Raw genomic sequence first — 25,829 nt, forward strand, 5'->3', positions numbered from 1 at the left:
ACTATGGATACGATTCTCGTCGTCAATGCCGGCTCCTCCAGCGTGAAGTTCCAGATCTTCGCGGTGGAAGGCGAGGGCGCCTTGCGTCGGCAAGTCAAGGGGCAGATGGATGGGATCGGCAGCCGGCCGCGACTGCGCGCCAGCGGCGGCACCGGCGATCCGCTGGCCGACCGGGCCTATCCGATCGAAGCGGCAGCCGACGTTCCGGCGGCAATGGCGGTCGCAGGTGCCTGGCTGCGCGATGAACTCAATATCAATCCCATCGCGGTTGGCCATCGCGTCGTGCACGGCGGGCCGGATTATGCGCGCCCGGTGCTGATCGATCATGCCGTGGTAACGCGGCTCGAGCGGTACATCTCGCTGGCGCCGCTGCACCAGCCGCATAATCTGGCGCCGATCAGGACGCTGCTGAGCAACTTCCCGACACTGCCGCAGGTCGCCTGTTTCGATACTGCATTCCATCGCGACCATGATGCGCTCGCGGATCACTACGCGATCCCGCACCAGCTTCATGCCGAAGGCGTCAGGCGCTACGGCTTCCACGGCCTGTCCTACGAGTACATCGCAAAACGCCTGCCGCAAGTCGCGCCTGACATCGCCGACGGACGAATGATCGTCGCCCATCTCGGCAGCGGTGCTTCGATGTGCGCGATGAAGAGCGGGAAAAGCGTCGAGAGCACGATGGGCTTCACGGCGCTGGACGGGCTTGCGATGGGAACGCGGCCAGGCCAGCTCGACCCAGGCGTCGTACTTTATCTGATCGCAGAAAAAGGCATGTCGGCATCGAATGTGCAGAATTTTCTGTACCGCGACTGTGGCCTGAAGGGCCTGTCGGGCGTCAGCAACGACATGCGGGAGCTCGAGACCAGCGAGGACCCGCGTGCGGCATTTGCGATCGACTATTTCGTCTACCGGATCGGCCTCAACGCCGGAATGTTGGCCGCAGCGCTGCAGGGGATCGACGGCTTCGTCTTCACGGCCGGCATCGGTGAGAACTCGGTTTCAATCCGTGCGCGCATTGCGGAGAAGCTGGCTTGGCTTGGCGTCACCCTCGACCCAGCGGAGAATGCCCGCCACGCCACCAGGATATCACGCTCCGACAGCCGCATTCCGGTTTATGTCGTGCCCACCGACGAAGAGCTGATGATTGCGCAGCATACGCTGGCGCTGATCATGAACCGGCAATCGCCAAACCAGAAACGCGAGAGAGTGTCATGAACATCCCGGTTTTTCCCGAGACCAATGTCGCGCTGAAAGGCAAGAAGGGTCTGATCGTCGGCATCGCCAATGACCAGTCCATCGCGTGGGGTTGCGCCAAGGCGTTTCGTGCGCTGGGCGCTGACCTTGCGGTCACCTATCTGAATGAGAAGGCCAAGAAGCACGTCGAGCCACTGGCCAGTGCATTGGAATCACCGATCTTCATGCCGCTCGACGTCATGGTCGAGGGTGAGACGGAGAAGGTATTCGAACGGATCGAGAAGGAATGGGGCCAGCTCGATTTTCTGCTTCACTCCATCGCCTTCTCGCCCAAGGGCGCGCTGCACGGCCGGGTCGTGGACGTCGACCGCGAAGGGTTCCAGAAGACCATGGACGTCTCGTGCTGGTCGTTCATGCGCATGGCGCATTTAGCGGAGCCGCTGATGAAGAACGGCGGCACCATTTTCACCATGACCTATTACGGCAGCCAGATGGTGGTGAAGAACTACAACGTGATGGGGGTCGCCAAAGCCGCCCTTGAAGCCGCGGTGCGCTACATCGCGGCCGAGCTCGGGCCCAAGGGCATTCGCGTCCACGCCATTTCACCGGGACCGCTCGCGACCCGCGCGGCATCGGGTATCCCAGAGTTTGATGAATTGATGGACAAGGCGCAGTCGCAGGCGCCGACGCGCAGCCTGGTCAGTATCGACGACGTCGGGAAGGCGACCGCTTTCCTTGCGCTGGACGGCGCCAAGCTGATTACCGGCAGCGTGCTCTATATCGACGGCGGGTACCACATCATCGATTGAGGCTTCGACCTAGAGCCTTGATCAATTGAATAAAATCTAACGGTAGTGCAATCCGATCACCTCGGCAACGCAGGCTGGGCGCCGGCCGCCTTCAATCTCGATCACCACGCGATAATGCACCCGCAAGCCATCGGGCGGTACCTCCTCGGCTTCGGCCACACTGATGCGGCCGCGCAGTTTCGATCCAGCCGGGACCGGCGAGAGATAGCGGATGCGGTCCGCGCCATAGTTCAACGTGTTCTTCAGCCCCTTGAGGCCCATCACGGAGCGGATGAACATCGGGGTCAGGCTGAGGGAGAGCAGGCCATGGGCGATGGTCTTGCCGCCCGGCATTTCCGCCTGAGCGCGCTCCTGGTCAACATGGATCCACTGCTCGTCGCAGGTCGCTTCGGCAAACTTGTTGATGCGGTCTTGCGTCACCTCGATCCATTCGCTGGTACCGACTTCAGTGCCGACCGCCGCCTTCAGTTCATCGAACCCGTTGAATATCCGCATGGCTTGGTCCGCCTTAGCGCTTCACAGCTTCATTTCGGGCACCACGTCCGGAACGGCGAGTTCGGCTTCCGTCACCGCCAACACCTCGGCGATCTTGAGGCCGGGCGCTGTTTCCATCAGGGTTGCCTTGCCGTCGGGAAATGCGATGACGGCCATGTCGGTTACGACCATGTCGACGGGACGGGCCGAGGTCAGGGGCAGGCTGCATTTGGCAACGATCTTCGACTTGCCCTTGGCGGCATGTTGCATAGCGACGATCACGCGCTTGGCGCCGCTCACGAGATCCATTGCTCCGCCCATGCCAGGCACCATCTTGCCCGGGATCATCCAGTTGGCGAGGTGGCCGGCTGCATCGACCTGCAAGCCACCCAGCACCGTAATGTCAACGTGACCGCCGCGGATCAGGCCGAACGACATCGCGCTATCGAACGTCGCAGCGCCGGGCAGGGCGCTGATCGGCTTGCCACCGGCGTCGGTCAGGAGCGGATGTGCCATGCCTTGCTCGGGTATCGGCCCGGTGCCGATCAGCCCGTTCTCGGACTGGAAGAAGACTTTCAGCCCTTCGGGCAAATAGTTCGCAACCAGTGTCGGAATGCCGATGCCGAGATTGACGAGGTTACCTGGGCGAAGCTCCTTCGCTACGCGCCGGGCAATTATGGTTTGTGCATCCATGGGTCACCCGTTCGCAACGAGGTAGTCGACCAGGGGGCCGGGCGTGACGACATGATCGGGCGCGATCACGCCGACCGGTACGATGTGCTCGGCCGTGACAATGACGGTGTCAGCGGCCATCGCCATCACAGGGTTGAAGTTGCGCGCGGTCAGCGCATAGGAGAGGTTGCCGACATAGTCGGACAGAAAGGCATGCACGAGCGCGAAATCGGCGCGCAGTGCGGTCTCGAGCAGGAATGTCTTGCCGTTGATCTCGACCCTCTGCTTGCCTTGCTCGACGAGGGTGCCAACGCCCGTCGGCGTCAACACGCCGCCAAGGCCGCAACCGCCGGACCGGATGCGTTCGACGAAGGTGCCCTGCGGGATCAGGTCCACTTTGATCCGGGTGGCCAGCATCTGCTGCTGCGCTTTCGGATTGAGCCCGATATGGGTGCCGATCATGCTCGACACCTGTTCGCCGTCGAACAGCTTGCCGACACCCTTGCCGGGAACAGCCGCGTCGTTGCTGATCAGGGAAATGCCAGTTTTCTTCTGCCGCACCAGCTCATCGAGCAGGCGTTCCGGCGTGCCGACGCCCATGAAGCCGCCAACCATGATGCTCGCGCCGTTGGGAATCATCGCTACGGCTTCTTCGGCGGAAACAGACTTCATGGTCGGACTCCGGCAAGCGATCGGCGGTGTGATTTCCGGAAAATGTCGCCGCGCCGCCAGCCCGGACCTTGATCTGCATCAAGGCTTCAAGTCTTCGGAGCCGGCGCCGCGCCCGATGCCAATGCTCTCGAGCACCTCTTCCCACAACTTGCGGACCCGGCGATGCCGTGCCTCGACCGCCGCAGTCACTGCATCGCGCAACCCCTTGAGCTCGTCGCTCTTGAGGAAGTGAATCTGTGCCTGGATGAGCCGGCTGCTTTCGAATTCGACCCGGCGCAATGCAACCACGAACGGATCCTCGGCCGACGCTTCGACCGGCAACAGGGCGGCCGGCCGAATAGTGGCATGAACGGCGTGCCCAAGTGCCGCGATATCGATGGTTATCGCCAGTCTATGGTCTTGTACACCGGTCACCGGTTTGGACAGCCAAGATGCTTCCCATGTCAGAGCCCGATAGGGAAACGTAAAATCCGGCACCCAGCTAGTCGCGCGCAACAACAGCGAGACGGTCTCCGTCTCACGGTGGAGTTGCGCATTCAGCTCGGTTTGCCAGCCAGCTTTGAGCTGGGCCGGCAGAGCCAGGGCAAGCTGCCTGGCCAGCGCGCCATGCGCCGAGATCAGGAACGAGGCGACACGCGTCTGCTGAAGCGGCGGGACGCGCCCGATGGAATCGAGAGGCCCCAGGAATTGATTCATGGCGGAGCCCCCGCCACTGGGATAGCGCGCAAATGGTCGTAGCCGGCGGGAAACGGCATCATCTCCCCGCCCGGCTCGTCGGGCGCGATCCAGATCGCCTTGTTGCCTTGCCAGCGTTTCGCGAGCACATCCTCGGCGAAGCGCGCCAAGAGGTCCGCGGTCAGCGCTGCCTTTTCCAGCGTGAAGGCGTGATAGGCTTTCGGAATGATGACCAGCGAACTGTCGGGAATGCCGATACGTAGCGTTTCATGCAGGGACCGTGGCGTGAGAAAATCGAACTCGCCGTTCAGGATCATTGTCGGCGTCTTGATCGAAGAAAGCAGCGGCGAGAGCGGTTGAAAGTCGAGGAAAGACTCCATCAGATTTTGCAGCGCATAGACGTCGTTGATCAACCAGCCCTGTCGTTTCACCGCATCGAGATTGCTAAGCAGGGGCTTGAGCCATGAATCCGAAAGATTCATTGGCAGCAGCAGGTCCTGCAGATAGCCCGTGCCGCCGAGGATGAGCCCGGTTCGTAGCGCATTGCCGAGCAATAGGAGCTGGGGCGACAGCTCGGCGAACGCACTCATCGGTATCAGCCCGGCTAGTCTGTCACCGTGCTCGATGGCATAGCGCAGGGCGATCAGACCACCAAAGCTGATACCGCTCAGGAAGACCGGGCCGCTGCCGAGTTCGCCGATCAATAGACGCAGCGCGTCGACCTGGTCGTCCTGGCTGATGAAGAGCTCCGGCTTATCGGATGCGCCCTGTCCGAGCAGGTCGAATGTTGCGACGCGAAAACCTCTACTGATCAGAGCCTCGCGATAGGGCGTCCACAACTCGGCATATTGCGTAAGCCCGTTGACGAATACGTAGGCCGGCGCGTCTTTCGGACCGTCCAGCCCATAACGGATGCGGTGCGAGCCATACGCCAAGAACGGCATTCGATCTGCCTAATCCGTGTTCCCGAACCCAACCCTGGGATGCGGCACCGATGCTTCCCTTGAGATAAATCAAGGTTCGGACCGATGCCGAGACTGAAGCTTTTCCCAAAGTAACATCAGGGAGGCTTTCCATGAGGCGGCTCTTAGTCGGTATCGTCCTTCTTGCGATGAGCGCGTCGGTCGCGACCGCACAGCCCTTCACGCGGCGGTCCTCGCAAGTGCAGCACGACGGCTTGAAGCAATACTATGAGATCGCAGACTTCAAGCTCGGCGGCAAATACGATCTCGCCAATCCGTCGAAGTGGGAAAATGGCGGGGAAGGCGGCGTGACTCTGGAGTCGCTCGCCGGCGGTAAGCTGCGCACGGCATACATTGCGATCGGCACGCCGCGGCGCAACGCCGCTGGCGATATCACCAATGCGGTCGTCATCAATTCCTATTACTCCGGCGACTCCACGGACATGTACGAGCAGTGGGTCAAGGGCGCCGCGCTTTCGGGCGGCGTTCCGATCATCGGTCCGGGTCGACCGATCGATACCGACCGCTACTACGTCATCATGGTCGATCCGCTCGGCACCTGGGGCGCAAGCAAGCCGTCGGACGGTTTGGGGATCAAATTCCCGCAATATAGCTATTTCGACATGGTGCAGGCGAACTATCGGATGCTGCGCGATCACCTGAAGGTGGCCAAGGTCGCGCTTGCCGCCGGCGTCTCGATGGGAGGCACGCAGACCTACGTCTGGGGCGTCATGCACCCCGAGTACGTCAGTGCAATTATGCCGATCGGCGGCACTACCCAATCGGATGCCGGCGATCCTGTCGGCAACTGGACCTTCCAGTTGATGACGGCTGCGATTGAGTCCGATCCGGTCTGGCAGCAGACCAAGGGCGACTACTACAAGATGCCCAAGGAAAAGCATCCGTTGATGGGCTTGGCGTTCGGATGGTCGGTTCTGGGCTTGACCGGCTACGACTTGTCCTTCCGTACCACACAGGCGTTCACGGCGGTGCAGCCGGAGATATTCTACTGGGACCCGCCGAACGAGAAGGCCGGTCTCAACGTCATCAACCGCTCCAAACTGTATGACGCGGTCGACCTTGTTTGGCGCAACCGGGTGGGCGAGACCCACAATATCAATGACCATCTCGGCCGGACCCAGGCGCGAACGCTGGTGATCCACATCAAGAACGACCTCTGGCTCAACTTCACGCTGGCAGAGAGAGCGGTCGAACGTATCCCCGGTGCCGACCTGATGGCCGAAGAAAGCCCGGTCGCGCATTACGGCGTCTTCTCGATTCTCAATACACGCAAGAACGACCCGAAATTCGTGTCGTTCATGGATGATGTCGCGAGCCTCGATAAGGCGCAGCAGTTCGCCGACAAGAACTTCCGCGTTCCGGGGATAGCTTCTAACATCGACCCGAAGAAGTCATTCTGGAAGCACCACGTCACGTATCCCTATCCCGTAAAATACGCGAACGCCAAAGATGGCCGGGGGACGACGTACCAGATCGGCTACATGGACGAGTACTACGGCACCGACAAGGATCCCAAGGTGCTTGTCATCGTCCACGGCAAGGGCGCGTTCGCCGGTCACTACGGCAACGTCATGCAGTATGCGCTGCGCAGCGGCCTGCGGGTGATCGCACCGGACCTGCCGCACTACGGCATGTCCGGTCCGGGCAATCTCGACAAGAGCCCGGCGAGGACCATGCGGGACCTGCGGGAGGTGGTCCATGACCTCGTCGTGAACCAACTCAACGTCAAGCAGGCGACCTACCTGGGTCATTCGCTCGGCGGCCAAGTCATCCTGGGCTACGCGCTGATGTACCCGGACGCGGTGAAGAGCCTCGTTCTCGAGGCGCCGGCGGGCCTTGAGGAATATCCGCGCGAGGTGACGATCGGCCCAGGCAAGAAGGCAAAGCTGTTCGACGCCGCGCTCGCGCGTGATTTCGACAAGTGGAAGGAGGTCTGGGGGCCGACCCAGGTCCTCGCCAACGAAATCGCTCGCCCGGAGCAGAACATCCGCGAGTTCTTCTATTTCAAGAAGCGCGATCCGGTCACCGGTGTGGTCGGCCGTAGCAAGAGCGGCTACTTCATGAATGACAGCCAGTATGCGCGGCTGCACACCGAACAGCGCGTCGGATTGATCAAGGGCAATCCGAAGGAGCTGGAGCAATGGGCCAATGTCTACATCTTCGACATCTATACCATGGTTTCGGAGCTGCAGCAGGATGACCCAAAGAACCTTTATCGGCGGCTCACTGACATCAAGGCGCCGATCTTCCTGGCCTTCGGCGACAAGGAGCCCTTCATTCCCGGCACCGCGTTCAACGGGCTGAAGGATCTCGGCCGCGACATCATCACGCCGTTCATGACGAGAATGACGCGCGCCAATAACCAGCCGATCCTGAAGATCTATCCAGACACCGGGCACTTCATCCATACCGATAACCCCGTGGAGTTTCCGGCAGACGTGACTGATTTCGTCTCGACGGGCTTCCTCGACACAAGCTCGCCACTCGAAACCGACCGCATCATCAATGGCGTAGTCAGCACCGTGGCTGAAGCGCCGACGCCGGAAGGACCCAATCCAACGGCTGGCTTGAACAAGTAGGGATGCAGATGCCGCGGGTACGTGCGGGAGCAGTCAGCCTTGGCTGGCGGGAGTGGGGGGAAGGCGATACTACCGTCGCCTTCATCCATGGCAATCTCGCCAGCAAGGATTGGATTGAGCTGGCGGCACCTTTGTTTCCGATCGGCCTGCGGGTGATCGGGATCGACTGGCGCGGCTGCGGCGAAAGCGACCGGCCGAAGCATGCGGAAGGCTATGCCAACTACTCGATACATCAGCATGCGCAAGACATGCTGGCTGCCCTGGACGCCCTGGACGTTCCCTTCTGCCATCTGGCCACCCACTCGACCGGCGGCATTATCGCGGCTCGGATGCTGCTGTCGCAGCCGCAGCGGTTCGGCCGGGTGTTCGCGCTCGATCCGGTGACGCCGCTCGGCATGGCCTTCAGCGATGAACAGATCGGTCTCTTCCGCGCCATGATGGCAAGCCGCGAGGTGACGCGCGCGGTGATGGCGACGGCCGCATCCTCGCTGTTCGTGCCGGAAAGCTTGCGGCCTGGCGTTATGCCGCGCTTTCGGGAAGGGCTGGGCGAGATCCAGAAACTTTTCGAGCGCATCCTGGAACAGGCCTTTGGCGTATCGGAGGGAATCTGGATCGGCACGCCGGTCAATCTCACGCGGGAGCGCGAGAGCGGTGAACTGGAGCGGCGGATGCCGGAGCTTCATCATCCCCATCTCGTGCTGTGGGGTGAACAGGATGGCTGGATCGCAAAAGCCGATCTGCTGGCTATGGCGGCCGCCATGCCTGACTGCCGCGTCGTTCAGGTCTCCCGGATCGGGCATTCGATGAATCTGGAATTGCCGGCGCTCTATGCCGGCTATTTCGGCGCCTGGTTCGGTGGTTTTGATAGGTAAGGAAACTCACGGGAGGAGAACGCAATGGCCGAGCCGACGATGTCTGCAGAGAGCGTCCGAACTATGCTGAGCGAAAATCTCGACAGGCTTCGGAAGGCCAACGCGGATTATTTTCAGATGCTGGAGAAGAATCTGGCTTCAGCGCAACTGCCTATTGGCGGCCACGCCATGCAGTATTTTGAGCTCATGCAGCGCAACGTGACCGCGACCTTATCTCTGCGACAAGCTCATCAAGGCAAAGGACGTGAAGGATTCCATGAGGATCCAGTCCGAATTTGTCCAGGATCAGATGCGCGCAATGACCGATCAGGCGAGGAGCTTGGGCGAGTCCACAATGAAGGCGATGACAGGAGCCTTCGTGCCCAAGAGCTGAGGCCGGCGGCCAACTTCTGTCGCTTGCGACGGCAGGAGAGCGATGGCGGACGCTCACGTGGCACTCATCTGGCAGCAAAAATCGAGCGACACTGTGGGCGCCATCGCGACCAGGCTGGCACTGTGCAACCGCAGGGCTTTGATTTGAGTCAAGCCTATTCAGCGCTGACTGCAGAATCCTTGCTGCCGGGCAGACATGGGGGTGCCGCTTGCGACCCATTCGACAGCTCCTCTCGGGAGAGGACGAAATCCAGCTAGCGGTCCGGCTCGCGCTTCTGGCGCTCCTGATCTATTGGTCGTTCGTTGTGATCCGGCCGTTCATCCCGATCCTCGCCTGGAGCGTGGTTCTGGCTGTAGCGCTTTATCCGGTCTTCAACTGGTTGTCGGGTCTGCTCGGCAATCGTCCGAAGCTCGCAGCCACGGCCCTGACGCTCATCAATCTCGGTATCGTCATCGGCCCCGCGACGTGGCTTGGCCTCGGCGCTGTGGAGGGGATTCGCAGCTTTGCAGCGCAGCTCGGCGCCGGCACGCTGGCCATTCCGTCTCCGCCCGCCGGCGTCAAGGATTTGCCGGTCATCGGCACGCAGCTCTTTGCCCTCTGGGATCAGGCGTCGACCAATCTGCGCGCGGCGCTGCGTGAATTTGCCCCACATTTGAAGCCGATGGCCGGTACGATGCTGGGCTTGGCCGGTGGCGCTGGCGTCGGAACGTTCAAGTTTCTCGTCGCCGTCGCGCTGACCGGTTTTCTGCTACCAGCAGGGCCGCGGCTGGTCGCGGCTAGCCAGCGTTTCCTGTCTCGCGTTGTGGCCGAACGGAGCGAGAACTTTCTGGTGCTGGCGGGCGCGACCATTCGTTCCGTGGCACAGGGTGTGATCGGTATTGCGGTGGCTCAGGGACTGGTGATCGGGATGATCCTGAAGTTTGCTGACGTCCCGCGGGCGGGACTGCTGGCTTTTGCGGTGATGATGCTCGGCATCCTTCAGATCGGATCGGCCATCGTCGTAATTCCTGTTCTCATTTGGATATGGGTGACCAAGTCCTTTGCCGCTGCGCTCTTGATCACGGCTTGCCTGCTGCCGGCCTCGCTAGCCGATAATGTATTGAAACCTATCGTGATGGGGCGAGGGCTGACCACGCCCTCGCTTGTCATCTTCCTCGGTGTGATCGGCGGTACGCTGGCGCACGGCATTGTCGGCCTCTTCATAGGGCCGATCATCCTGGCGGTGGCCTGGGAATTGCTGACCGCATGGGTGCGCGACGACGAGGTGAGGGTGGCACCTGAAACCGAGCCGGTCGCGAAGACTCGTGCGGCAAACGTTGAGACCGCGTGATGGCAGGTCAATTTCTGATCGGCTTTCTCGTCAGCATGATCAACATCATGATCCACGCATTGGCGACGATTACCGCCATCAGTGTCGCGCGCGCCGTCGGCTTCAAACATACCAAAACGCCACGATTGCATCTGATGGCCGTCATGGTTGCCGCGGTGGTGGTGCTGAAATTCGCTCACGGCCTCGAAGTAGCCGTCTGGGCGCTATCCTATGCGCTGGTCGGTGCGGCCCCCGAGGGAAGTGATCTGCTCTACTTCGCCTTCGTCAACTACACGACGCTCGGCTATGGCGACGTCACGCCGGTCAAGGCGTGGCAGCTGCTTGGCCCGATGGCCGCGATGACTGGCATCCTGATGTTTGGCTGGTCCACGGCAGTCGTGTTCGAGGTGCTGATGAAAACGCTGGCTTATCTTGGTTCTACCGTGGCTTCCGGCGCGCCGTTCAGTTCTGCAGATCGAAGCTAGCGAGCTTCTTGCGATCGAGCAGCACGATCTGGCGCTGCGTGTTGCCGATGAAACCGAGGATATCGAGATCGTGCAGGCGTGACAGCGCGCGTGACACCGTTTCCAGCGTCAGGCCGAGATAGTCGGCGATATCGCGCCGGCACATCGGCAGGGCCAGGACGCCGGCGGCCGTCGACCGCCGGTCCATCTCGATCAAGAACGCGGCGACGCGCTCTAGCGACGTCTTGCGTCCGAGCAGCAGCATGTGGTCCTCGGCGTGCCGCAAATTGCTCGTGGTCATGCTGAGCAGATTGCGAGCAACCGTGACGTCGCTCTCGGCTACCAGCTCTAGACTGCGCCGCTTCATCAAGCGAACCGTCGTATCAATGATTGCTTCGGCGGTGAAGCGATGATCGGATCCGATCTCGAGGCCGAAAATGTCGTTGGTGAGGTGGAAGGCGCCGATCTGACGTCGGCCATCGGAGAGCAGCTTGTAGCTTCGTACCGCGCCGCTCACGACCTGGTAAACGTAATCGGCCGGCTCCTTCTCGCCAAAGATCTCCGTACCTTTCTTGTAGCTAAATTCATTCAAACTGACTCGTCGCGATAAATCGTTCTGGATGAGGCTCTCACCGAAAATTCCCGGAAACTCGGTAGAACGGTCGCTGATGCGGGCAAACATGGACCATCTCCTTCGAAGGGTGATACTTCGGTGGTGGCCTCGATTTTCGAACTCCTGGGACGCGACGCCGCTGTCGCATCCCGTGAAAATACGCTCTCAGTGCGGGCATTCTCCCGATCAGTGCCGGGCGGTCCATTGTCCCAAAGGACAGGTTCATGGGGATGCGTCAATATGGCTGTCGGGGTCTCCGCTTGACGGCAACTGCAGGCTTTCCCCGATATAGGCCGGTGTTAGAATTGCGACGTAAGAATATGGTTTCGCCTGCAACTGGGCGGCTCTCAGGCGCATGATTACGACCATTGTGGCAAGAGTATTTCTGGTTGGCTTTTTCGCGCTGCTGGTGCCGACCTATGTTTCGGCGCAGGACAGGCGACCGCAATCCGTCCTCGTCCTCGATCAGTCGAATCTGCGTGGACCATTCTACTATCAACTGTCTTCGGGATTGCGGGAAGTGTTCGACGTCGACGGACGCATCACGGTCTACGGCGAGAACCTCGATCTGACGCGTTTCGGCGACGCCGCCTATGAGGAAAGCCTAAAGCGGCATCTTAACGAGAAATACCGGGACCGGCAGATCGGCGTCATTGTGGCAAATGGTGTCGGTACGTTCGAACACACATTGCGCTGGCGCGAGGAATTGTGGCCTGGCATACCGATCGTTTTCGCCATGCTGGAGGCAACCCAATTGGCCAAGCTCGGGCAGGTGGCAAACGTTACCGGCGTGGCTATTAGAAATTCTCTGGCGGATGCGATCAAGACCGCGCGTGCGGTGGTCCCTGCCCTCGACACGATCGTTCTGGTCGGCGACAGCTGGGACCGGCAGTCGCTCTTCCGACACTGGGGTGAGGAGATCCCGACCGCGACATCCGGCCTGAAGGTGATCGACTTGGTCGGGCAAAAGATGCCGGAGATTCTCAAACGGGTCGCCGAATTGCCCGAACGGAGCGCCATCGTCTATTCGGGCGTGTTTTCAGACGGTGCAGGAACGTACTATCCGCCGGCAACCGCGATGAGATTGATCGCCGATGAGGCAAACTGTCCCATCGTGGTTGGCGCCGAACCACTTTTGGCTGCGGGCGCGATCGGCGGATACAGCCTGATTGCGAAAGAGATTGGCACAGCGGCGGGCAGACTCGCGCTGCGCGTTCTCAACGGCGAGCAGGCAGGAGATATCCCACCAGTCACGCACGAGTCCAAACCGCTATTCAACTGGAAACAGATGCAGCGCTGGAACGTCAGCGAGTCGAGCCTGCCCCAACAAAGTGAAATTCGATTCCGTGAGCCGAATTTACTTGAGCAGTATCGCTGGCAGACCATGGCCGTCGCAGCGGCGATTTTGATCCAGGCCGGCCTGATCATGTTTCTGCTGCATGAACGTCATCTGCGACACAGTGCCGAAGTGGAGTCCCACAAGCGGATGACGGAGCTCGCACATGTGAACCGGCAGGCGACGACCGGCGAATTGTCCTCGTCGATTGCTCATGAACTGAATCAGCCGCTGGGATCCATACTCACCAATGCCGAGACCGCCGAGCTAATCTTGAAATCGGACCAGCCCGACCTCGAAGAGATCAGGGAAATTCTTGCGGATATCAAGCGCGACGACCAGCGTGCCGGCGAGGTGATTCGCCGCTTGCGTAATTTCCTGAAGAGAACGCCATTCGAGACCCGGGATGTCGATCTCAACGAGGTCATGGGCGAAGCGTTCAGGTTTCTCTCTGTCCAGGCATCGGCGCGTAACGTCGCGCTATATCTGCAGACCGCGCCGGGCGCCCTGCGCATCAAGGGCGACCCAATCCAGCTCCAGCAGGTCATCCTCAATCTGGTCGTCAACGCCATGGATGCGATGGCGTCAATTCCCTACGGACGAACGGTAATCGGCCGAACCGAATGGAACGGTGGCTCGTCGGTCATGATCTCGATTTCCGATTCCGGGCCCGGAATACCGGCCGACAAGCTTGCGCAGGTGTTCGATCCTTTCTTCACCACCAAGGATCAAGGCATGGGAATCGGTCTTTCCATTGCGCGTACCATCATTCTTGCCCACAAGGGGCAGATCTGGGCCGAGAATCAGAGCGGGGGTGGTGCGGCATTCCATTTCTCGTTGCCGCTCGTCGCATAGGAGGGAACGATGCCGGGCCACGTTCATGTCGTCGATGATGATGCATCCTTCCGCACCGCGATCGAGCGCAGGCTGACCCTTGCCGGTTACAAGGTTGCGACCTATCCGTCCGCGCAACAATTGCTCGACTGTCCGCCCGACGAAAATGAGCCCAGCTGCATCCTGCTCGACGTGCGGATACCCGGCCTGAGCGGACCAGAGCTGCAGGGCCGCCTCAGCGCGCTCGGCTCCACGCTGCCGATCGTGTTCCTGACAGGCCACGCCGATACGCCGACAACGGTACGGGCGATCAAGGCCGGCGCGGAGGATTTCCTGACCAAGCCGGTCGAGTCGAAAGAGTTGCTCGGCGCAATCGAGCGCGCGATGGCCCGTCATGCCATCACGCGCGGCGAACAACACAGGCTGGAAGAGATGCGGGCGCTGCTCTCCACGCTGACGGCGCGTGAGCGGCAGGTGTTCGGTCTCGTCGTGCGCGGCAAGCTCAACAAGCAGATCGCGCATGAACTAGGTACGACGGAGCGTACGATCAAGGCGCACCGGCATCAGGTCATGGAGAAGATGAAGGTGCAATCCTTGGCGGAGCTGGTCAGAATGGCGGAGCGGCTCGGTGTACTAAGCTAACTCTGCTACTACAATCGATGGTTGCATATCTGAAGTAGTTCAGCGATAGTTCTGATGTCCGAAAGGACAATATGAAAGCCCCACGCGAGGCGTAGCTTCAAAGCAGGGCTGAGGTGCGGTGGCGAGTGTTCTTGGAACCTCGCTCGATCTCTAGGGTTAGCAAGCCGCTCCGATGACTAATATCGGCTGCCTTGTAGAATGAACTATAGGCCAACTATCTTGGATCAGCGCAAAGTCGTCTTTGTCGTCGATGACGACCCTTCCATGCTCAAGGGCGTGCGCCGCCTGCTTAAGCAGCACGGTTTTGAAACCGTACCCTTCGAAACGGCCAAAGCATTGCAGGATCACGACGATTTCGAGCGGGCCATTTGCCTCGTGGTCGACGTCAATCTAGGCGATGGGTCGGGCATCGAACTGCGCCACCGCCTGGCGGAAGCAGGCGTGTCCCTGCCTGTGATCTACATCACTGGGAACGACAGTGATGCGACGCGGATGGCTGCGATGGCGTCCGGCTGTGTCGCCTATCTGACAAAGCCGTTCCCGGCGCAGTCGCTGATCGAGCCGATCAAAAGGGCCGCTTCTGGTCTCGCATAGGGCTGCAGCTGGCCCTTCTAGTTCACTCGTCGATGCTCTGTTCGAAGATCTTTATCGGCGCTCCCTTGCGCACCGTGGCGAACTGGTTGAGCGGCAGTGTTGTCGTGACTGCGAGCATGTTGGTGTCGACGACCTCAACGGCGAGATTGCTGCCATTCTCCAGTTCGCGTAGCAACTCCGGATTAGCGACGTCGCCGGCAATGCAGGTGTTGGTCAGGCACCAGGTGTAGGGAATCTTGTGTGCCACGCCCTTGTCGACCGTGAGTTTGGCACCGGCCGGCATGTAGAGCCCGACGGGCAGGAACATTTGCAATCTTGTAGTGCTCTGGTCTTCGCGCTCGACAATGTAAACGCGCACGGCGATCTGGCCGGTCTCGAAATGGCCGGCGATCGTCGTGCGGCAGACCATCTTCGCGCCGCCGGGCTTGAAGCAGACTTTCTCCCAGTCTCCATATTTGATGGCGCGGGCCTCGCGCTGGCCGCGCACGGCGAATTCGTCAGCGGCTGGTTTGGCGGCTTGCGCCATTGCCCAGTTCGTCGCCGGCGAGGCGAGAGCAATACTGAGCAGCGCGCCAGGCAACAGTGAATGGTGCATTGTCCCCTCACTTGTACTTTTCTAGGAAGGCTCCGACGATCGGCGACCAGATCGGAACGGCATCCGCCGTGCCGATGAAGAAGTGACCGTCGCTGCCGTGAGGCGGGAAGAGGTGATACTCGGCATTGCCTCCGGCGCCAGTAAACGCCGCATACATCCGCTTCGACAGTTCGGGTCCAAAGAAGGTGTCGTTCTCGATATAGAGCCACAGCATCGGGACGCGGGAGGTGCGGCCGAACGCAGCGGTCGCTTCCACGAGCTTGTCGGGCCCGCAATTGTTGTTCGGCTTGCCGTCAACGCGACCGCCACGGCCTGCCGCAAAAGCAATGATTGCCTTCACCGGCGGCGGATTGACGCTCGACAGCGCAATCGAACCCCAGCCGCCGGCGGATTGGCCGATCACGATGACATTATCGCGCACGATCCGCTTCAGCGTGTTCATGTATTCGATGATCCAGAGATTGAGCTGGGCCGCTGCAAGCCCGGCATCCCGGAAGTTCGGATTGCTGCACTTGCCGATCTTGGAAAAGAACGCGGTGAAGAGGCCTGCTTCCGGCATGTCGATAGCGGCCGCGCCATAGCCGGGACCTGAAGGCGCCACCACCATGTAGCCGCGGCGCGCGAACCACATCGCGGCGTCGCGGAATTCGACCAGTGGGAAGAAACCGCGCTGAACCGGATCGAGCGATACGCCGTGATTCATGATCGCAAGCGGAAAGGGACCGCCGCCAACCGGGCGCACCACATAGGCGATGGTCGGCGCTGGAAGGGGAAGTGCCCACACCTCTTCCTGCAGTTGCGGCGGATCATCGGCCGCTGCCGCGAGCGAGGTCCTCGCCACAGCCGCCGCGATGATGAGGAACCTCCACACACGACGGTGCATGCTTTGCGCTCCGGCCAGAGATCTCCGCACAAGTCTTTGCTGCCCGAAGGATGAAGCTTTGATCTGGATCAACGGCACCAGCACAGTCGGCGGCACGTTGCCGGTAGACGAGATTTTCGAGCCGGGGCGGGCATGAAATCGAGCTGGCCAAGGTTGTTTCCGCCCGCCGAGTGGCTCGCCGGCTACCGCGCTTCCTGGCTGCGCCCCGACATCATCGCAGGCGTTACGCTCGCAGCCTATGCAATCCCGGTCTCGCTAGCCTATGCCGCGCTTGCCGGCCTGCCGCCACAGGTCGGGGTCTACGGCTATATGCTCGGCGGCATCGGCTACGCGCTGCTTGGCTCCTCCAGACAACTGGCGGTCGGTCCGACCTCGGCGATCTCGTTGATGATCGCGGCAACGGTCGGGGCACTGGCCGGGGGTGACGGTGTCCGCTATGCGCAGATCGCGAGCCTTGCCGCGCTGGCAGTCGCGGTACTCTGCCTGATCGCATGGCTGTTCAGGCTCAGCATGCTGGTGCGCCTCGTCAGCGACAGTATCCTCGTAGGCTTCAAGGCCGGGGCAGGCCTCACCATCATCATGACGCAGTTGCCGAGTCTGTTTGGCGTGACCGGCGGCGGACGTCACTTCTTCGACCGCGCTGTCAGGCTGACCGGGCAGCTCGGCGATGTGCATCTGATCGTACTGGCAATCGGTCTTGCAGCGATCGTGCTGCTGCTGCTTGGCGCTCGGTTCTTGCCGGGAAGACCCGTCGGGCTAGCGGTCGTGGTCCTGTCCATCCTCATGGCGACAATCCTTGGGCTGCCCGCGCTGGGCGTCGCGGTCACCGGAGAGATACCGAAGGGACTGCCTAGTGTTGCCATGCCTACCTTCGGCCTGCTGGAGTTTGACGAGTTATTTCCGCTCGCCGCAGGCATCCTGCTATTGGCCTATGTGGAGGGCGTCTCGGCCGCGCGAAGCTTTGCGGCCAAGCATGGCTATCCCCTCGATGTACGGCAGGAGTTTTTGGGACTGGGCGCCGCAAACCTCGCGGTGTCGCTGGGGAATGGTTATCCCGTCGCGGGCGGATTATCGCAGTCCGCCGTCAACGATCAGGCCGGAGCTCGCACGCCGCTTGCGCTGGTCATCTGTTCGGCCACGCTTGCGATCTGCCTGCTCTTTCTTACCGGACTGCTGACGAACCTTCCCAAGGCGGTGCTGGCAGCGATCGTTTTCACCGCAGTCTACAAGCTGGTCGATGTCGCAGCACTCGTCCGCATGTGGCGGATCAGCCGGATCGATTTCTATGCGGCGGCGATTGCGTTAGTTTCGGTGCTGCTGCTCGGTATCCTGCAAGGCATATTGCTGGCTGCGATCGCTTCCATCTTCCTGCTTCTGGCGCGCGCCTCGCAGCCCAACGTGGCGTTCCTAGGCCGCCTGCCTGGGACCGGGCGATACGCCGACAGCGCCCGGAATCCGGATGTCGAACCGCTCGCCGGCATCATCGCCTTCCGCCCCGAAGCGTCACTGCTTTACATCAACGCCGAAACTGTCTTGGAGACGGTGCTGGCGAGAGTCCACGCCGCGCCAGATACGAAGTTGGTCGTCTGCGGACTCTCGTCCTCACCCTTCATTGATCTCGCGGGCGCCAAAATGCTGCACGACCTTCATGGCGAGCTTTCCGCTAGCGGCATCGCGTTCCAGATCGTCGGCGCCCGCGGGCAGGTCCGCGATGTCCTGCAAGCAGACGGGCTGGCAGAAAAAACCGACAGTGCCAATTGGACTCGACGGATGGACAGTGTGCTCGGCGATCTGAAGGTCGGCTGACTCCTGCTGCATTGCGACGTGCGCGACCGTGCGGAACGTGCAGCTTCGCTCTCAGGTCAGCATTCGTTGATTTGGATCAAAGTCCGCCATCGGGGCCAGCACGAGCATCGACGAAACGCCCCCGCGCAGATTTGGAGAGCAAGATGATCCTCGCGCAATAGGCGGCCTGCATTTCCGAGCCCGGGTCATGGTGACCTGGGTTCAAACCTAAAAAGGAAGCGTGATGACGAAATATCGAAGAATGATGCTGGTCGCGGCGCTGGGATTTCTGGCTTCAGCCGGTTTGGTGACACCGAGCCTGGCCGAGGTCGGCCAGGTCAGCGTCGTCTTCACCAAGGGCGGCTTCATCGTCGGCGTCGGGGGTGGGCAGGGCGTGCTGACCTTCCGCGGCAAGAAATATCCCTTCACCGTGTCAGGCATGAGCGTGGGCTTCACGGTCGGTGCTTCGACCACCAAGTTCGTCGGAAGGGCGTTGAACCTGCGCAGCCCCGGCGATCTGGCCGGCAGCTATGCGGTTGGCGGAGCAGGTGGCGCGCTCGCAGCGGGCGCCGGCGGCGTGCAGTTGCAGAATGCCAAGGGGGTGATCCTGCAGCTCAGTGGACCAAGGATTGGCGTGGAAGCCTCTGCCGCCGTGGGCGGCGTTACCATCGCGATGCAATGAATAGCGTGGCGTGAGCCGTCTTGCGCGGCTCACGCCTGCTGCCTAGTAGCATTCCTCGACGAACTTCATCCCGCGTAGGCTCGACTGGTCGTTGTAGCGTCCTTTCTGGGACCGCTTCGGCAGCTCGACCTTGTCGCGCTTTATCTTCTTGTACGGAATTGTCGTGAGTATGTGCGAGATGACGTTGAGGCGCGCGCGCCGCTTATCGTTGGAGCGGATCAACCGCCAGGGCGCATGCTTGGTGTCGGTCGCCTTGAACATCATGTCGCGCGCCCGCGAGTAGTCGTACCATCGCCCGAACGACTCGGTGTCCATGGGGCTGAGCTTCCACTGCCGCAACGGGTCCTCGATGCGGGCCTGGAAGCGTAGTTCCTGCTCTTCCATGCCTACCTCGAGCCACAGCTTGATCAGGATGATGCCGCCGTCAACGGCGAACTTCTCGACTTGAGGGCACAATTCCAGAAAGCGCTTGTGCTGCTCCGGACTGCAAAACCCCATGACATACTCGACGCCGGCGCGATTGTACCAGCTACGATCGAAAATCACGATCTCGCCGCCGGCGGGGAACTGCTCGACATAGCGCTGCAGGAAGAGCTGGCTCTTCTGCCGGTCGGAAGGGGTGGGCAGGGCGCAGACACGGAACACCCGCGGGCTCACCTTTTCGGTCAGGGCCTTGATCGTGCCGCCCTTGCCGGCGGCATCGCGGCCCTCGAACAGGATAATTACCTTTAATTTTTGCGTCTTCACCCATTCCTGCAAATGGCAGAGCTCCACCTGCAGCTTGTGCAGTTCCTTCTCATATTCCTTCCGCTTCATTTTCGGCGGAGCGTCGGCGTTAGCCATGCGCAATGATCCCGTTTCGACGGTGACTGGTCGCTAAGCAGCTAGCCGTCCCAGCTTAGGGTGATGCCGATATCGCCGGGCATGCCGCCGGGAAAATCGATGATCTGGTAGCTGATGCGGTAGCCGCGCGGCTGCAGATAATCGCTCCAGAGCTGGTAAATTTCCTTCGGAATCCCCGTCAGCGTCTTTTCCCAGCCGCGTTCCATCTGATTGATGGCGCGGCCACGGTCGGTGCACAGCGTGTTCGGGAACCGGTAGACTTGCACCTCAGACAGGCCGTTGCGCACGGCGCGCTGGATGACTGTAGAGGCGAGCTGGACCTTCTCATCTTCGGACAGGCCCGATGGCTGGCTCAGCTTCTCGATCAAGGCCCGCTTCTCGGCCTCGGCCACCGCCAAGCGCTTGGCCTGCTCGTCGGCCTTCTGGGCCTCTTTCAGGGCAGCCTGTTTCTGGATTTCCTTCGCGCTGGGGATCAGGTCGTCGATTTTGGGCATGGAAGCCTCTCCTGAATGACCGGGTGCCGCTTCTTGCCCTCCAACGTTAGGGCCGCCGTGACGGGGCACCTCTTGATCCAGATCAAGCATTCTCAGGGCAGGGGCCGCACTGTGCCGGGTGTGACTGCGGCGCACCCGCCCGTGCGTGAGGGAGGACAGCCCTTGAGCGACCAGATGCATCCGGCAGCTCCCCATCATCTGCCGTTTTTCATTCCCGGCGCTGACGGGTCGGACACCCTGATGGTGGTGATGGGATTTTTTCTTGTGGCGACCGTCTTATGGGTAGGCAACCTGTACTTGAAGCTGCACAGTCTGCCGGAGCGCATGGCGCACCGGACGCACAAGCTGCAGTTCGAGATCGTCGCCGTCCTCGGCCTGATCTCCCTTTTCACGCACATGCACATCTTCTGGATCGCGGGGCTGCTGCTCGCGATGATCGACCTGCCGGACTTCGGCACACCGCTGCGCAATATCGCCGGGTCGGTCGAACGGATTGCCGGCGCGAGCCCGGGTGCGCCGGATGCAGTAGCTGCACCCAAACCTGAACCCGAGATAGCCAGTCATTCCGGCGCCAAGACTGCCGAAAGGGAAAAGGTGCGCGGCCATGCTTGAGCTGATGATCTGTTCGCTCGTGACGATCCTGCCCGACTACCTCTACCGCCGTTACGCGCAGGGCAAGCGGTTTGGCAAGGAGATTACTTTCTTCTCCGTCTGGTATGAGCTGCGATGGGGAATCACGGGTTGCTTGGTGCTCACGATCGGGCTGATTACGATGATTTTCTACTATCATCCCTCAACCACATCAGCGGCGATCTATTTCCGTACGGTGCCGATCCTGCCCGAAGGTTCAGGCCGCGTCGCCGAGGTCAATGTGGGCTTCAGCCAGGACGTGAAGAAAGGCGATGTGCTTTTCCGGCTCGACAGCTCGAAGCAGCAGGCGGCGCTGGAGACCGCCACGCGCAAGGCCGCCGAGGTCGATGCCGCGCTGATCTCGGCGCGCTCCGACGTCGTCAAGGCCGAGGCCCAGATCGGAGAGGCGAAGGCTTCGCTTCAACAGGCCAGGGACGAGTTGGACGTGAAGAGCGAGCTGCAGCGTCGTAATCCCGGTATCGTGCCACAACGCGATATCGAAAAGCTGCAGGTGGTCGTCGATCAGCGGCAAGCCGGCGTCGACGCGGCGAATGCCGTCAAGGAATCCGCCGCGTTACGGGTCTCCACGTTGCTGCCGGCGGAGAAGGCAAGTGCCGAGGCCGCCATGGCCCAGGCGCAGGTCGATCTGGACAAGACCTATGTGCGCGCGGGCGTCGATGGGCGCGTGGAGCAATTTCTCGTGCGTACCGGCGACGTCGTCAATCAACTGATGCGGCCTGCGGGTCTCTTGATACCGGAAGGCGCCGGTCGGATCAGCCTCCAAGCCGGCTTCGGCCAGATCGAGGCCCAGGTCATGAAGCCGGGCATGATCGCGGAGGCGACCTGCATCTCAAAGCCGTGGGTGATCATTCCGCTCGTGGTCACCAACGTGCAGGACTATATCGCCGCCGGGCAACTTCGATCCGGTGAACAACTGATCGATCCGCAGAGTCTGCGGCAGCCCGGCACGATTCTGGCCTTCCTCGAGCCGCTCTACAAAGGCGGGCTCGAGGGTGTGACGCCGGGTTCGAGCTGCATTGTAAATGCCTATACCAGCAATCATGACGTGATCGCTGACCCGAAGACCGGCCGGTTGAAGGGCTTTGTTCTGCATGCCGTCGATGCGACCGGCCTCGTGCATGCGCTGCTGCTGCGCATCCAAGCGCTGCTGCTGCCGATCAAGACGCTGGTGCTGAGCGGGCATTGAGGAGAAGGGCATGAGATCCGTGTACAGGAATTCCGCGCTTGCGGCGCTGCTTGCTGGCGCCTCCCTCGTCATGCCTGGTCCGGCCCTTGCCTTTGATCTCAATGGCGCCTGGGCGAGCGACGCCGAGAACTGCGCCAAGGTCTTCGTTCGCAAGGGAGCGCAGGCGACCTTTACCGACATGTCGGACGTCTATGGCGGCGGATTCATCATTGAGGGCGACCAGATTACCGGCAAGTTTGCACGATGCCGGATCAAGGCGAAGAAGGATGAAGGCGCGACGATCAATCTGGTTGCGGCCTGTGCTTCCGACATCATGCTGCAGAATGTGCAATTCAGCCTCAGGGAAGTCGACGCCAACACTGTGATCCGGATGTTCCCGGGCATGGGGGGCATGGAAATCAAGTATGCGCGCTGCCCGGCGTCTTAGCCGATAAGAGCAGCTTGATTCATGTCAAAGGTGGTCCCCACGGATGCGCGCTCAATGGCGCGCATTCAGGGAGGAGCACAAATGACGCAGGGATCACATCTTCGGACCATGATCCGAGTTTCGGCGGCAACCGCCGCAATCGCCATTCTATCGCTCGCAGCAAGCGAGAAAGCACGCGCCGACGATCCTGCCAAGGTATTGAAAGCGATGTCCGATTATCTGGCGGGCCAGAAGTCGCTCTCGGCGAAGTTCGACAGCGATGTCGAGGTGGTCACACCAGAACTGCAGAAGATCCAGTTCACCAGCTCCGGCGAGATGAAGATGAACCGGCCCGACAAGCTGCGTGTCCGCCGTACCGGCGGCTATGCGGAGGTCGAACTGGTCTATGATGGCAAGACAGTTTCACTCTACGGCAACAACGCGAAAGCCTATGTGCAGGCCGATATTGCCGGCGGTACCGACAAAATGATTGACACGCTGCATGGCCATTCGAGCGCTGGCTTGCCCGGCGCGGACCTTCTGCTGTCCAATTCATACGACGAGCTGATGGCCAATGTGATCCAGGGCAGTCATATCGGCCAGGGCGTGGTGGATGGTGTCGAGTGCGAGCACCTGGCCTTTCGCGGACCTGATACCGATTGGCAGATCTGGATCGAGACCGGCGCAAAGCCCGTGCCGCGCAAGTACGTGATTACCAGCAAGACCGTCACCGGCGCTCCGCAATACACGTTGAGGATCAGGGACTGGAAGACGGACGCCATTGCCGAGGCGGACTTCACATTCAAGCCGCCGGCCGACGCAACGAAGGTCGCGCTCGATTCCACAGCCATGGTCGAATTCGACGAGATTCCCCCCGGCACACCCGCAGGAGCAAAGAAATGACCGTCTTGCCACGCAAGCTGATCGTACCCGCTGCCGCCGCTGTCGCGATTGCCGGCGGCTTGTTCTGGAACGGAGAGACGACCATCGATACTGGCCTGATCTCCTCTGCCGAGGCGCGCATCGGCCGTCCGTTGACGCCGATGAGTTACGCCGGCGTAGCACGGCGCACGACGCGCCGTGCTGTCGCTGTTGGCGCGGGCGCGGCCGCTGCCGGAGCCTATTACGGATCGGGCTGCGTCCAAGCCGTCGACGCCTACGGCCGGGTCGTCACGCGCTGTTAGAAACGGTAATTCGCTGCCGTCGAGCTCGCGGTTCGCCGCAGTTTCCTCGCGCGTTGAATCATGCTGCTATGGCCGCTTGTATGGTCGGTAGCAGGATGCGGGCAGTGAAGCGCCGCAGGTTGGTCGAAGCCGTGGAGAGGTACCAGACCGTGCTGGTTTGGTGCCTCTTCGCGCTGTTCGCCGCGATCTGCTCTCCGCAGACGGCCCACGCGGCATCGCCTGAGCCGAAACGGGTGATGATTCTGCATTCCTTTGGGCAGGATTTCAGACCGTGGGCCGAATACGCCAGAGCCATCCGTGCCGAACTTATCCGGCAGTCGCCGTGGCCGCTGGATATTCACGACCACTCGCTTGTCACGGCGCGGTCGACCGACGAGGATACGGAAGTCCCGTTCGTGAATTACCTGATGGCGCTTGGCGCCAAGCATCCTCCCGACCTGATTATTTGCGTGGGGGCCCCGGCGGCCAATTTCGTACAGCGGCAGAGAGATCGGCTTTTCCCGGCGACGCCCGTGGTCATCACGGCCATCGAACAGCGCCGCGTCAACTTCGCGCGTCTCGGTGAAAATGACACCGTCGTCTCGGTGTCACATGATTTCTCTGCGTCCTTTGCGAACATACTCAGGGTTTTACCTGAGACGAACAAGATCATCATCGTCATCGGTACTTCCCCCAATGAACGTTTCTGGCTCGAGGAAGTACGCAAGGAAATGCCGCCATTCGAGAACCGCGTCGAATTTTCCTGGACTGACAAGATCCCCTTCGAGGAATTTCTCCGCGCCGCATCTGCGCTGCCGCAACACACCGTGCTTTTCTGGGGACTCATGAACGTGGATGCTGCAGGTATCGTCCATGAGGGCGGTAGCGCGCTGAAGAGGCTCCATGCGGTCGCCAACGCACCGATTTTCTCCTACGACGACGGCTTCTTCGGAGATGAGCTCGTCGGCGGGCCCATGCACTCGGTAGCCGGAGGCAGCCGACGTACGGCGGATGTCGCCGTCCGCATCCTTGGCGGTGAGAAGGCCGGCGACATCAGATTGCCGCCGACGCGGTATGCTGCGGCGAAGTTTGACTGGCGGCAAATGCAGCGATGGGGCATCAGCGAGAGCTCGCTGCCCCCTGACAGCCAGGTCTACTTTCGCGAGCCTTCCGTCTGGGAAACCTACCGTTGGCAGGTTGCCATGGTCTGCTTGGTCGTCTTGCTGCAGGCCGTGCTGATCTCCGTTCTGCTCTACGAGCGCCGCCGCCGCCGCTTCGCTGAAGTTGAGGCACGCCGGCGCATGTCGGAGCTGGCTCATGTCAACCGCTATAGCACGGCAGGAGAACTCACAGCCTCGATCGCGCATGAGCTCAACCAGCCGCTCGGCTCCATCCTCGTCAATACGGAGACAGCAGCGCTGATGCTCGAGCAGCCATCGCTCAACACGAAAGAGCTGAAGGAAATCCTTTCCGATATTCGACGCGACGACCAGCGCGCCGGCGAAGTAATCAGACGGTTGCGCAGCCTCTTGATGCGGACGCCTTTCGAGGCAAGAGAAATCGATCTTAACGAAGTCATCACCGAAGCGCTCGATCTCGTTTCGGGGCTGACGCATGCGAGGGACGTGACGGTGGAAAGCATTCTGCCCGCGGAACCGCTCCGCGTCCGGGGCGATCGCATTCAGCTCCAGCAGGTGCTGCTCAACCTGATCATCAATGCGGCAGACGCGATGGAGCATCTCGGCAAATCGCACCGCCGAATGGTGGTGCGTGCAGCGCAGGATCGCGGCTTTGCCGAGATCGAAATAGTAGACAACGGCCCCGGTATTCTCGCTGCCAACCTTTCGGAGGTGTTCGAGCCGCTTTTTACGACCAAGCCGAACGGCATGGGGATGGGGCTTTCTATCGCACGGACCATCGTCGAGGCGCATGACGGACAGATTTCCGCGGAAAACCGGGCCGGGCAGGGCGCGGCGTTTCGCATCAGGTTGCCGCTCGCGCCTAGCGCGGGCGCGGCAGCTTGATACCGAGGGCGCGTAAAAC

At 61.1% G+C, this 25,829-nt stretch carries 28 protein-coding genes; 18 read left to right on the plus strand and 10 right to left on the minus strand.

Annotated features, from left to right (window positions below):
- Positions 1-3: 3 nt before the first annotated feature.
- Together LMTR13_RS14325 and fabI are read left to right on the plus strand one after the other, a co-directional pair.
- Positions 4-1,218 (plus strand): acetate/propionate family kinase, encoded by a 1,215-nt coding sequence (locus LMTR13_RS14325; protein ID WP_065728439.1) that lies wholly within the window; start codon positions 4-6, stop codon positions 1,216-1,218.
- Positions 1,215-2,006: an enoyl-ACP reductase FabI gene (gene fabI, locus LMTR13_RS14330; protein ID WP_065728440.1), complete on the plus strand. Its 792-nt coding sequence runs from the start codon at positions 1,215-1,217 to the stop codon at positions 2,004-2,006. The genes LMTR13_RS14325 and fabI overlap by 4 nt, the downstream gene beginning before the upstream one ends.
- Before the next feature lie 36 nt (positions 2,007-2,042).
- Here fabI and LMTR13_RS14335 read toward each other — a convergent pair whose 3' ends face one another.
- The 5 genes from LMTR13_RS14335 to LMTR13_RS14355 all read right to left on the minus strand — a co-directional run bounded on the left by LMTR13_RS14335 (position 2,043) and on the right by LMTR13_RS14355 (position 5,443).
- Positions 2,043-2,501 (minus strand): MaoC family dehydratase, encoded by a 459-nt coding sequence (locus tag LMTR13_RS14335; RefSeq protein ID WP_065728441.1) that lies wholly within the window; start codon positions 2,499-2,501, stop codon positions 2,043-2,045.
- Between the two features lie 21 nt (positions 2,502-2,522).
- Positions 2,523-3,173, minus strand: a complete 651-nt coding sequence (locus LMTR13_RS14340) for a 3-oxoacid CoA-transferase subunit B (RefSeq protein WP_065728442.1) — start codon at positions 3,171-3,173, stop codon at positions 2,523-2,525.
- 3 nt (positions 3,174-3,176) lie between these two features.
- Positions 3,177-3,824 (minus strand): CoA transferase subunit A, encoded by a 648-nt coding sequence (locus LMTR13_RS14345; protein ID WP_065728443.1) that lies wholly within the window; start codon positions 3,822-3,824, stop codon positions 3,177-3,179.
- A gap of 78 nt (positions 3,825-3,902) precedes the next feature.
- Entirely contained in the window at positions 3,903-4,520 is a 618-nt protein-coding gene (locus LMTR13_RS14350; RefSeq protein WP_065728444.1) for a hypothetical protein, read from the minus strand.
- Positions 4,517-5,443: an alpha/beta fold hydrolase gene (locus LMTR13_RS14355; protein ID WP_065728445.1), complete on the minus strand. Its 927-nt coding sequence runs from the start codon at positions 5,441-5,443 to the stop codon at positions 4,517-4,519. The genes LMTR13_RS14350 and LMTR13_RS14355 overlap by 4 nt, the downstream gene beginning before the upstream one ends.
- A 131-nt stretch (positions 5,444-5,574) precedes the next feature.
- Between LMTR13_RS14355 and LMTR13_RS14360 the strand changes: the two genes are divergently transcribed.
- The 5 genes from LMTR13_RS14360 to LMTR13_RS14380 are packed head-to-tail and all read left to right on the plus strand — an operon-like array spanning position 5,575 to position 11,100.
- The gene (locus LMTR13_RS14360; RefSeq protein WP_065728446.1) at positions 5,575-8,061 is read left to right on the plus strand and encodes an alpha/beta hydrolase; all 2,487 of its coding nucleotides are present in this window, start codon (positions 5,575-5,577) and stop codon (positions 8,059-8,061) included.
- Between the two features lie 8 nt (positions 8,062-8,069).
- Positions 8,070-8,933, plus strand: coding sequence for an alpha/beta fold hydrolase (locus LMTR13_RS14365; RefSeq protein WP_065732683.1), 864 nt, complete (start codon positions 8,070-8,072; stop codon positions 8,931-8,933).
- A 24-nt stretch (positions 8,934-8,957) separates the two neighbouring features.
- Positions 8,958-9,563 carry a hypothetical protein gene (locus LMTR13_RS43940; RefSeq protein WP_472297449.1) on the plus strand — a complete coding sequence of 202 codons (606 nt, stop codon included), beginning with the start codon at positions 8,958-8,960 and terminating at the stop codon, positions 9,561-9,563.
- Positions 9,515-10,636: an AI-2E family transporter gene (locus LMTR13_RS14375; RefSeq protein WP_065728447.1), complete on the plus strand. Its 1,122-nt coding sequence runs from the start codon at positions 9,515-9,517 to the stop codon at positions 10,634-10,636. Before LMTR13_RS43940 ends, LMTR13_RS14375 begins: the two co-directional genes overlap by 49 nt.
- Positions 10,636-11,100 (plus strand): potassium channel family protein, encoded by a 465-nt coding sequence (locus LMTR13_RS14380; RefSeq protein WP_065728448.1) that lies wholly within the window; start codon positions 10,636-10,638, stop codon positions 11,098-11,100. The genes LMTR13_RS14375 and LMTR13_RS14380 overlap by 1 nt, the downstream gene beginning before the upstream one ends.
- Here the strand turns inward: LMTR13_RS14380 and LMTR13_RS14385 are convergent.
- The gene (locus LMTR13_RS14385; protein WP_065728449.1) at positions 11,078-11,761 is read right to left on the minus strand and encodes a helix-turn-helix domain-containing protein; all 684 of its coding nucleotides are present in this window, start codon (positions 11,759-11,761) and stop codon (positions 11,078-11,080) included. The two genes, LMTR13_RS14380 and LMTR13_RS14385, sit on opposite strands and share 23 nt — an antisense overlap.
- 667 nt (positions 11,762-12,428) lie before the next feature.
- Here LMTR13_RS14385 and LMTR13_RS14390 point away from each other — a divergent pair.
- The 3 genes from LMTR13_RS14390 (at position 12,429) to LMTR13_RS14400 (ending at position 15,098) form a co-directional block, all read left to right on the plus strand.
- Positions 12,429-13,883 carry a sensor histidine kinase gene (locus tag LMTR13_RS14390; protein WP_210184858.1) on the plus strand — a complete coding sequence of 485 codons (1,455 nt, stop codon included), beginning with the start codon at positions 12,429-12,431 and terminating at the stop codon, positions 13,881-13,883.
- Between the two features lie 9 nt (positions 13,884-13,892).
- A complete protein-coding gene (locus LMTR13_RS14395) occupies positions 13,893-14,504 on the plus strand; it encodes a response regulator transcription factor (protein ID WP_065728451.1) in 612 nt (203 codons plus the stop codon).
- A 219-nt stretch (positions 14,505-14,723) separates the two neighbouring features.
- Positions 14,724-15,098, plus strand: coding sequence for a response regulator transcription factor (locus tag LMTR13_RS14400; protein ID WP_156795625.1), 375 nt, complete (start codon positions 14,724-14,726; stop codon positions 15,096-15,098).
- Between the two features lie 22 nt (positions 15,099-15,120).
- Here LMTR13_RS14400 and LMTR13_RS14405 read toward each other — a convergent pair whose 3' ends face one another.
- Complete coding sequence (locus tag LMTR13_RS14405; protein ID WP_065728453.1) at positions 15,121-15,693, minus strand: invasion associated locus B family protein; 573 nt, start codon at positions 15,691-15,693, stop codon at positions 15,121-15,123.
- A gap of 7 nt (positions 15,694-15,700) precedes the next feature.
- Positions 15,701-16,576, minus strand: a complete 876-nt coding sequence (locus LMTR13_RS14410) for an alpha/beta hydrolase family protein (protein WP_065728454.1) — start codon at positions 16,574-16,576, stop codon at positions 15,701-15,703.
- Between the two features lie 132 nt (positions 16,577-16,708).
- Between LMTR13_RS14410 and LMTR13_RS14415 the strand changes: the two genes are divergently transcribed.
- Both LMTR13_RS14415 and LMTR13_RS14420 read left to right on the plus strand, forming a co-directional pair.
- On the plus strand, positions 16,709-18,382 hold the full coding sequence (locus LMTR13_RS14415; RefSeq protein WP_065728455.1) for a SulP family inorganic anion transporter: 1,674 nt from the start codon (positions 16,709-16,711) through the stop codon (positions 18,380-18,382).
- A 223-nt stretch (positions 18,383-18,605) separates the two neighbouring features.
- Entirely contained in the window at positions 18,606-19,043 is a 438-nt protein-coding gene (locus tag LMTR13_RS14420; protein WP_065728456.1) for a hypothetical protein, read from the plus strand.
- 42 nt (positions 19,044-19,085) lie between these two features.
- On the opposite strand, the gene ppk2 is transcribed toward LMTR13_RS14420, so the two are convergent.
- Together ppk2 and LMTR13_RS14430 are read right to left on the minus strand one after the other, a co-directional pair.
- On the minus strand, positions 19,086-19,886 hold the full coding sequence (gene ppk2 / locus LMTR13_RS14425) for a polyphosphate kinase 2 (RefSeq protein ID WP_065728457.1): 801 nt from the start codon (positions 19,884-19,886) through the stop codon (positions 19,086-19,088).
- Positions 19,887-19,927: 41 nt separating this feature from the next.
- On the minus strand, positions 19,928-20,380 hold the full coding sequence (locus tag LMTR13_RS14430) for a hypothetical protein (RefSeq protein WP_065728458.1): 453 nt from the start codon (positions 20,378-20,380) through the stop codon (positions 19,928-19,930).
- Between the two features lie 162 nt (positions 20,381-20,542).
- Here LMTR13_RS14430 and LMTR13_RS14435 point away from each other — a divergent pair, with 162 nt between their 5' ends.
- The 6 genes from LMTR13_RS14435 (at position 20,543) to LMTR13_RS14460 (ending at position 25,810) form a co-directional block, all read left to right on the plus strand.
- Complete coding sequence (locus tag LMTR13_RS14435) at positions 20,543-20,992, plus strand: hypothetical protein (RefSeq protein ID WP_065732684.1); 450 nt, start codon at positions 20,543-20,545, stop codon at positions 20,990-20,992.
- Positions 20,985-22,217, plus strand: coding sequence for an HlyD family secretion protein (locus tag LMTR13_RS14440; protein WP_065728459.1), 1,233 nt, complete (start codon positions 20,985-20,987; stop codon positions 22,215-22,217). The genes LMTR13_RS14435 and LMTR13_RS14440 overlap by 8 nt, the downstream gene beginning before the upstream one ends.
- Before the next feature lie 10 nt (positions 22,218-22,227).
- On the plus strand, positions 22,228-22,644 hold the full coding sequence (locus tag LMTR13_RS14445; protein ID WP_065728460.1) for a hypothetical protein: 417 nt from the start codon (positions 22,228-22,230) through the stop codon (positions 22,642-22,644).
- An 81-nt stretch (positions 22,645-22,725) separates the two neighbouring features.
- Positions 22,726-23,526: a DUF2092 domain-containing protein gene (locus tag LMTR13_RS14450; RefSeq protein ID WP_083219043.1), complete on the plus strand. Its 801-nt coding sequence runs from the start codon at positions 22,726-22,728 to the stop codon at positions 23,524-23,526.
- Positions 23,523-23,807, plus strand: a complete 285-nt coding sequence (locus LMTR13_RS14455) for a hypothetical protein (RefSeq protein ID WP_065728461.1) — start codon at positions 23,523-23,525, stop codon at positions 23,805-23,807. Before LMTR13_RS14450 ends, LMTR13_RS14455 begins: the two co-directional genes overlap by 4 nt.
- Positions 23,808-23,902: 95 nt before the next feature.
- Positions 23,903-25,810, plus strand: coding sequence for a sensor histidine kinase (locus tag LMTR13_RS14460; protein WP_065728462.1), 1,908 nt, complete (start codon positions 23,903-23,905; stop codon positions 25,808-25,810).
- The last annotated feature ends 19 nt before the right edge of the window (positions 25,811-25,829 follow it).

The organism is Bradyrhizobium icense, from assembly GCF_001693385.1.
In the GTDB taxonomy this organism is placed as follows: Bacteria; Pseudomonadota; Alphaproteobacteria; order Rhizobiales; family Xanthobacteraceae; genus Bradyrhizobium; species Bradyrhizobium icense.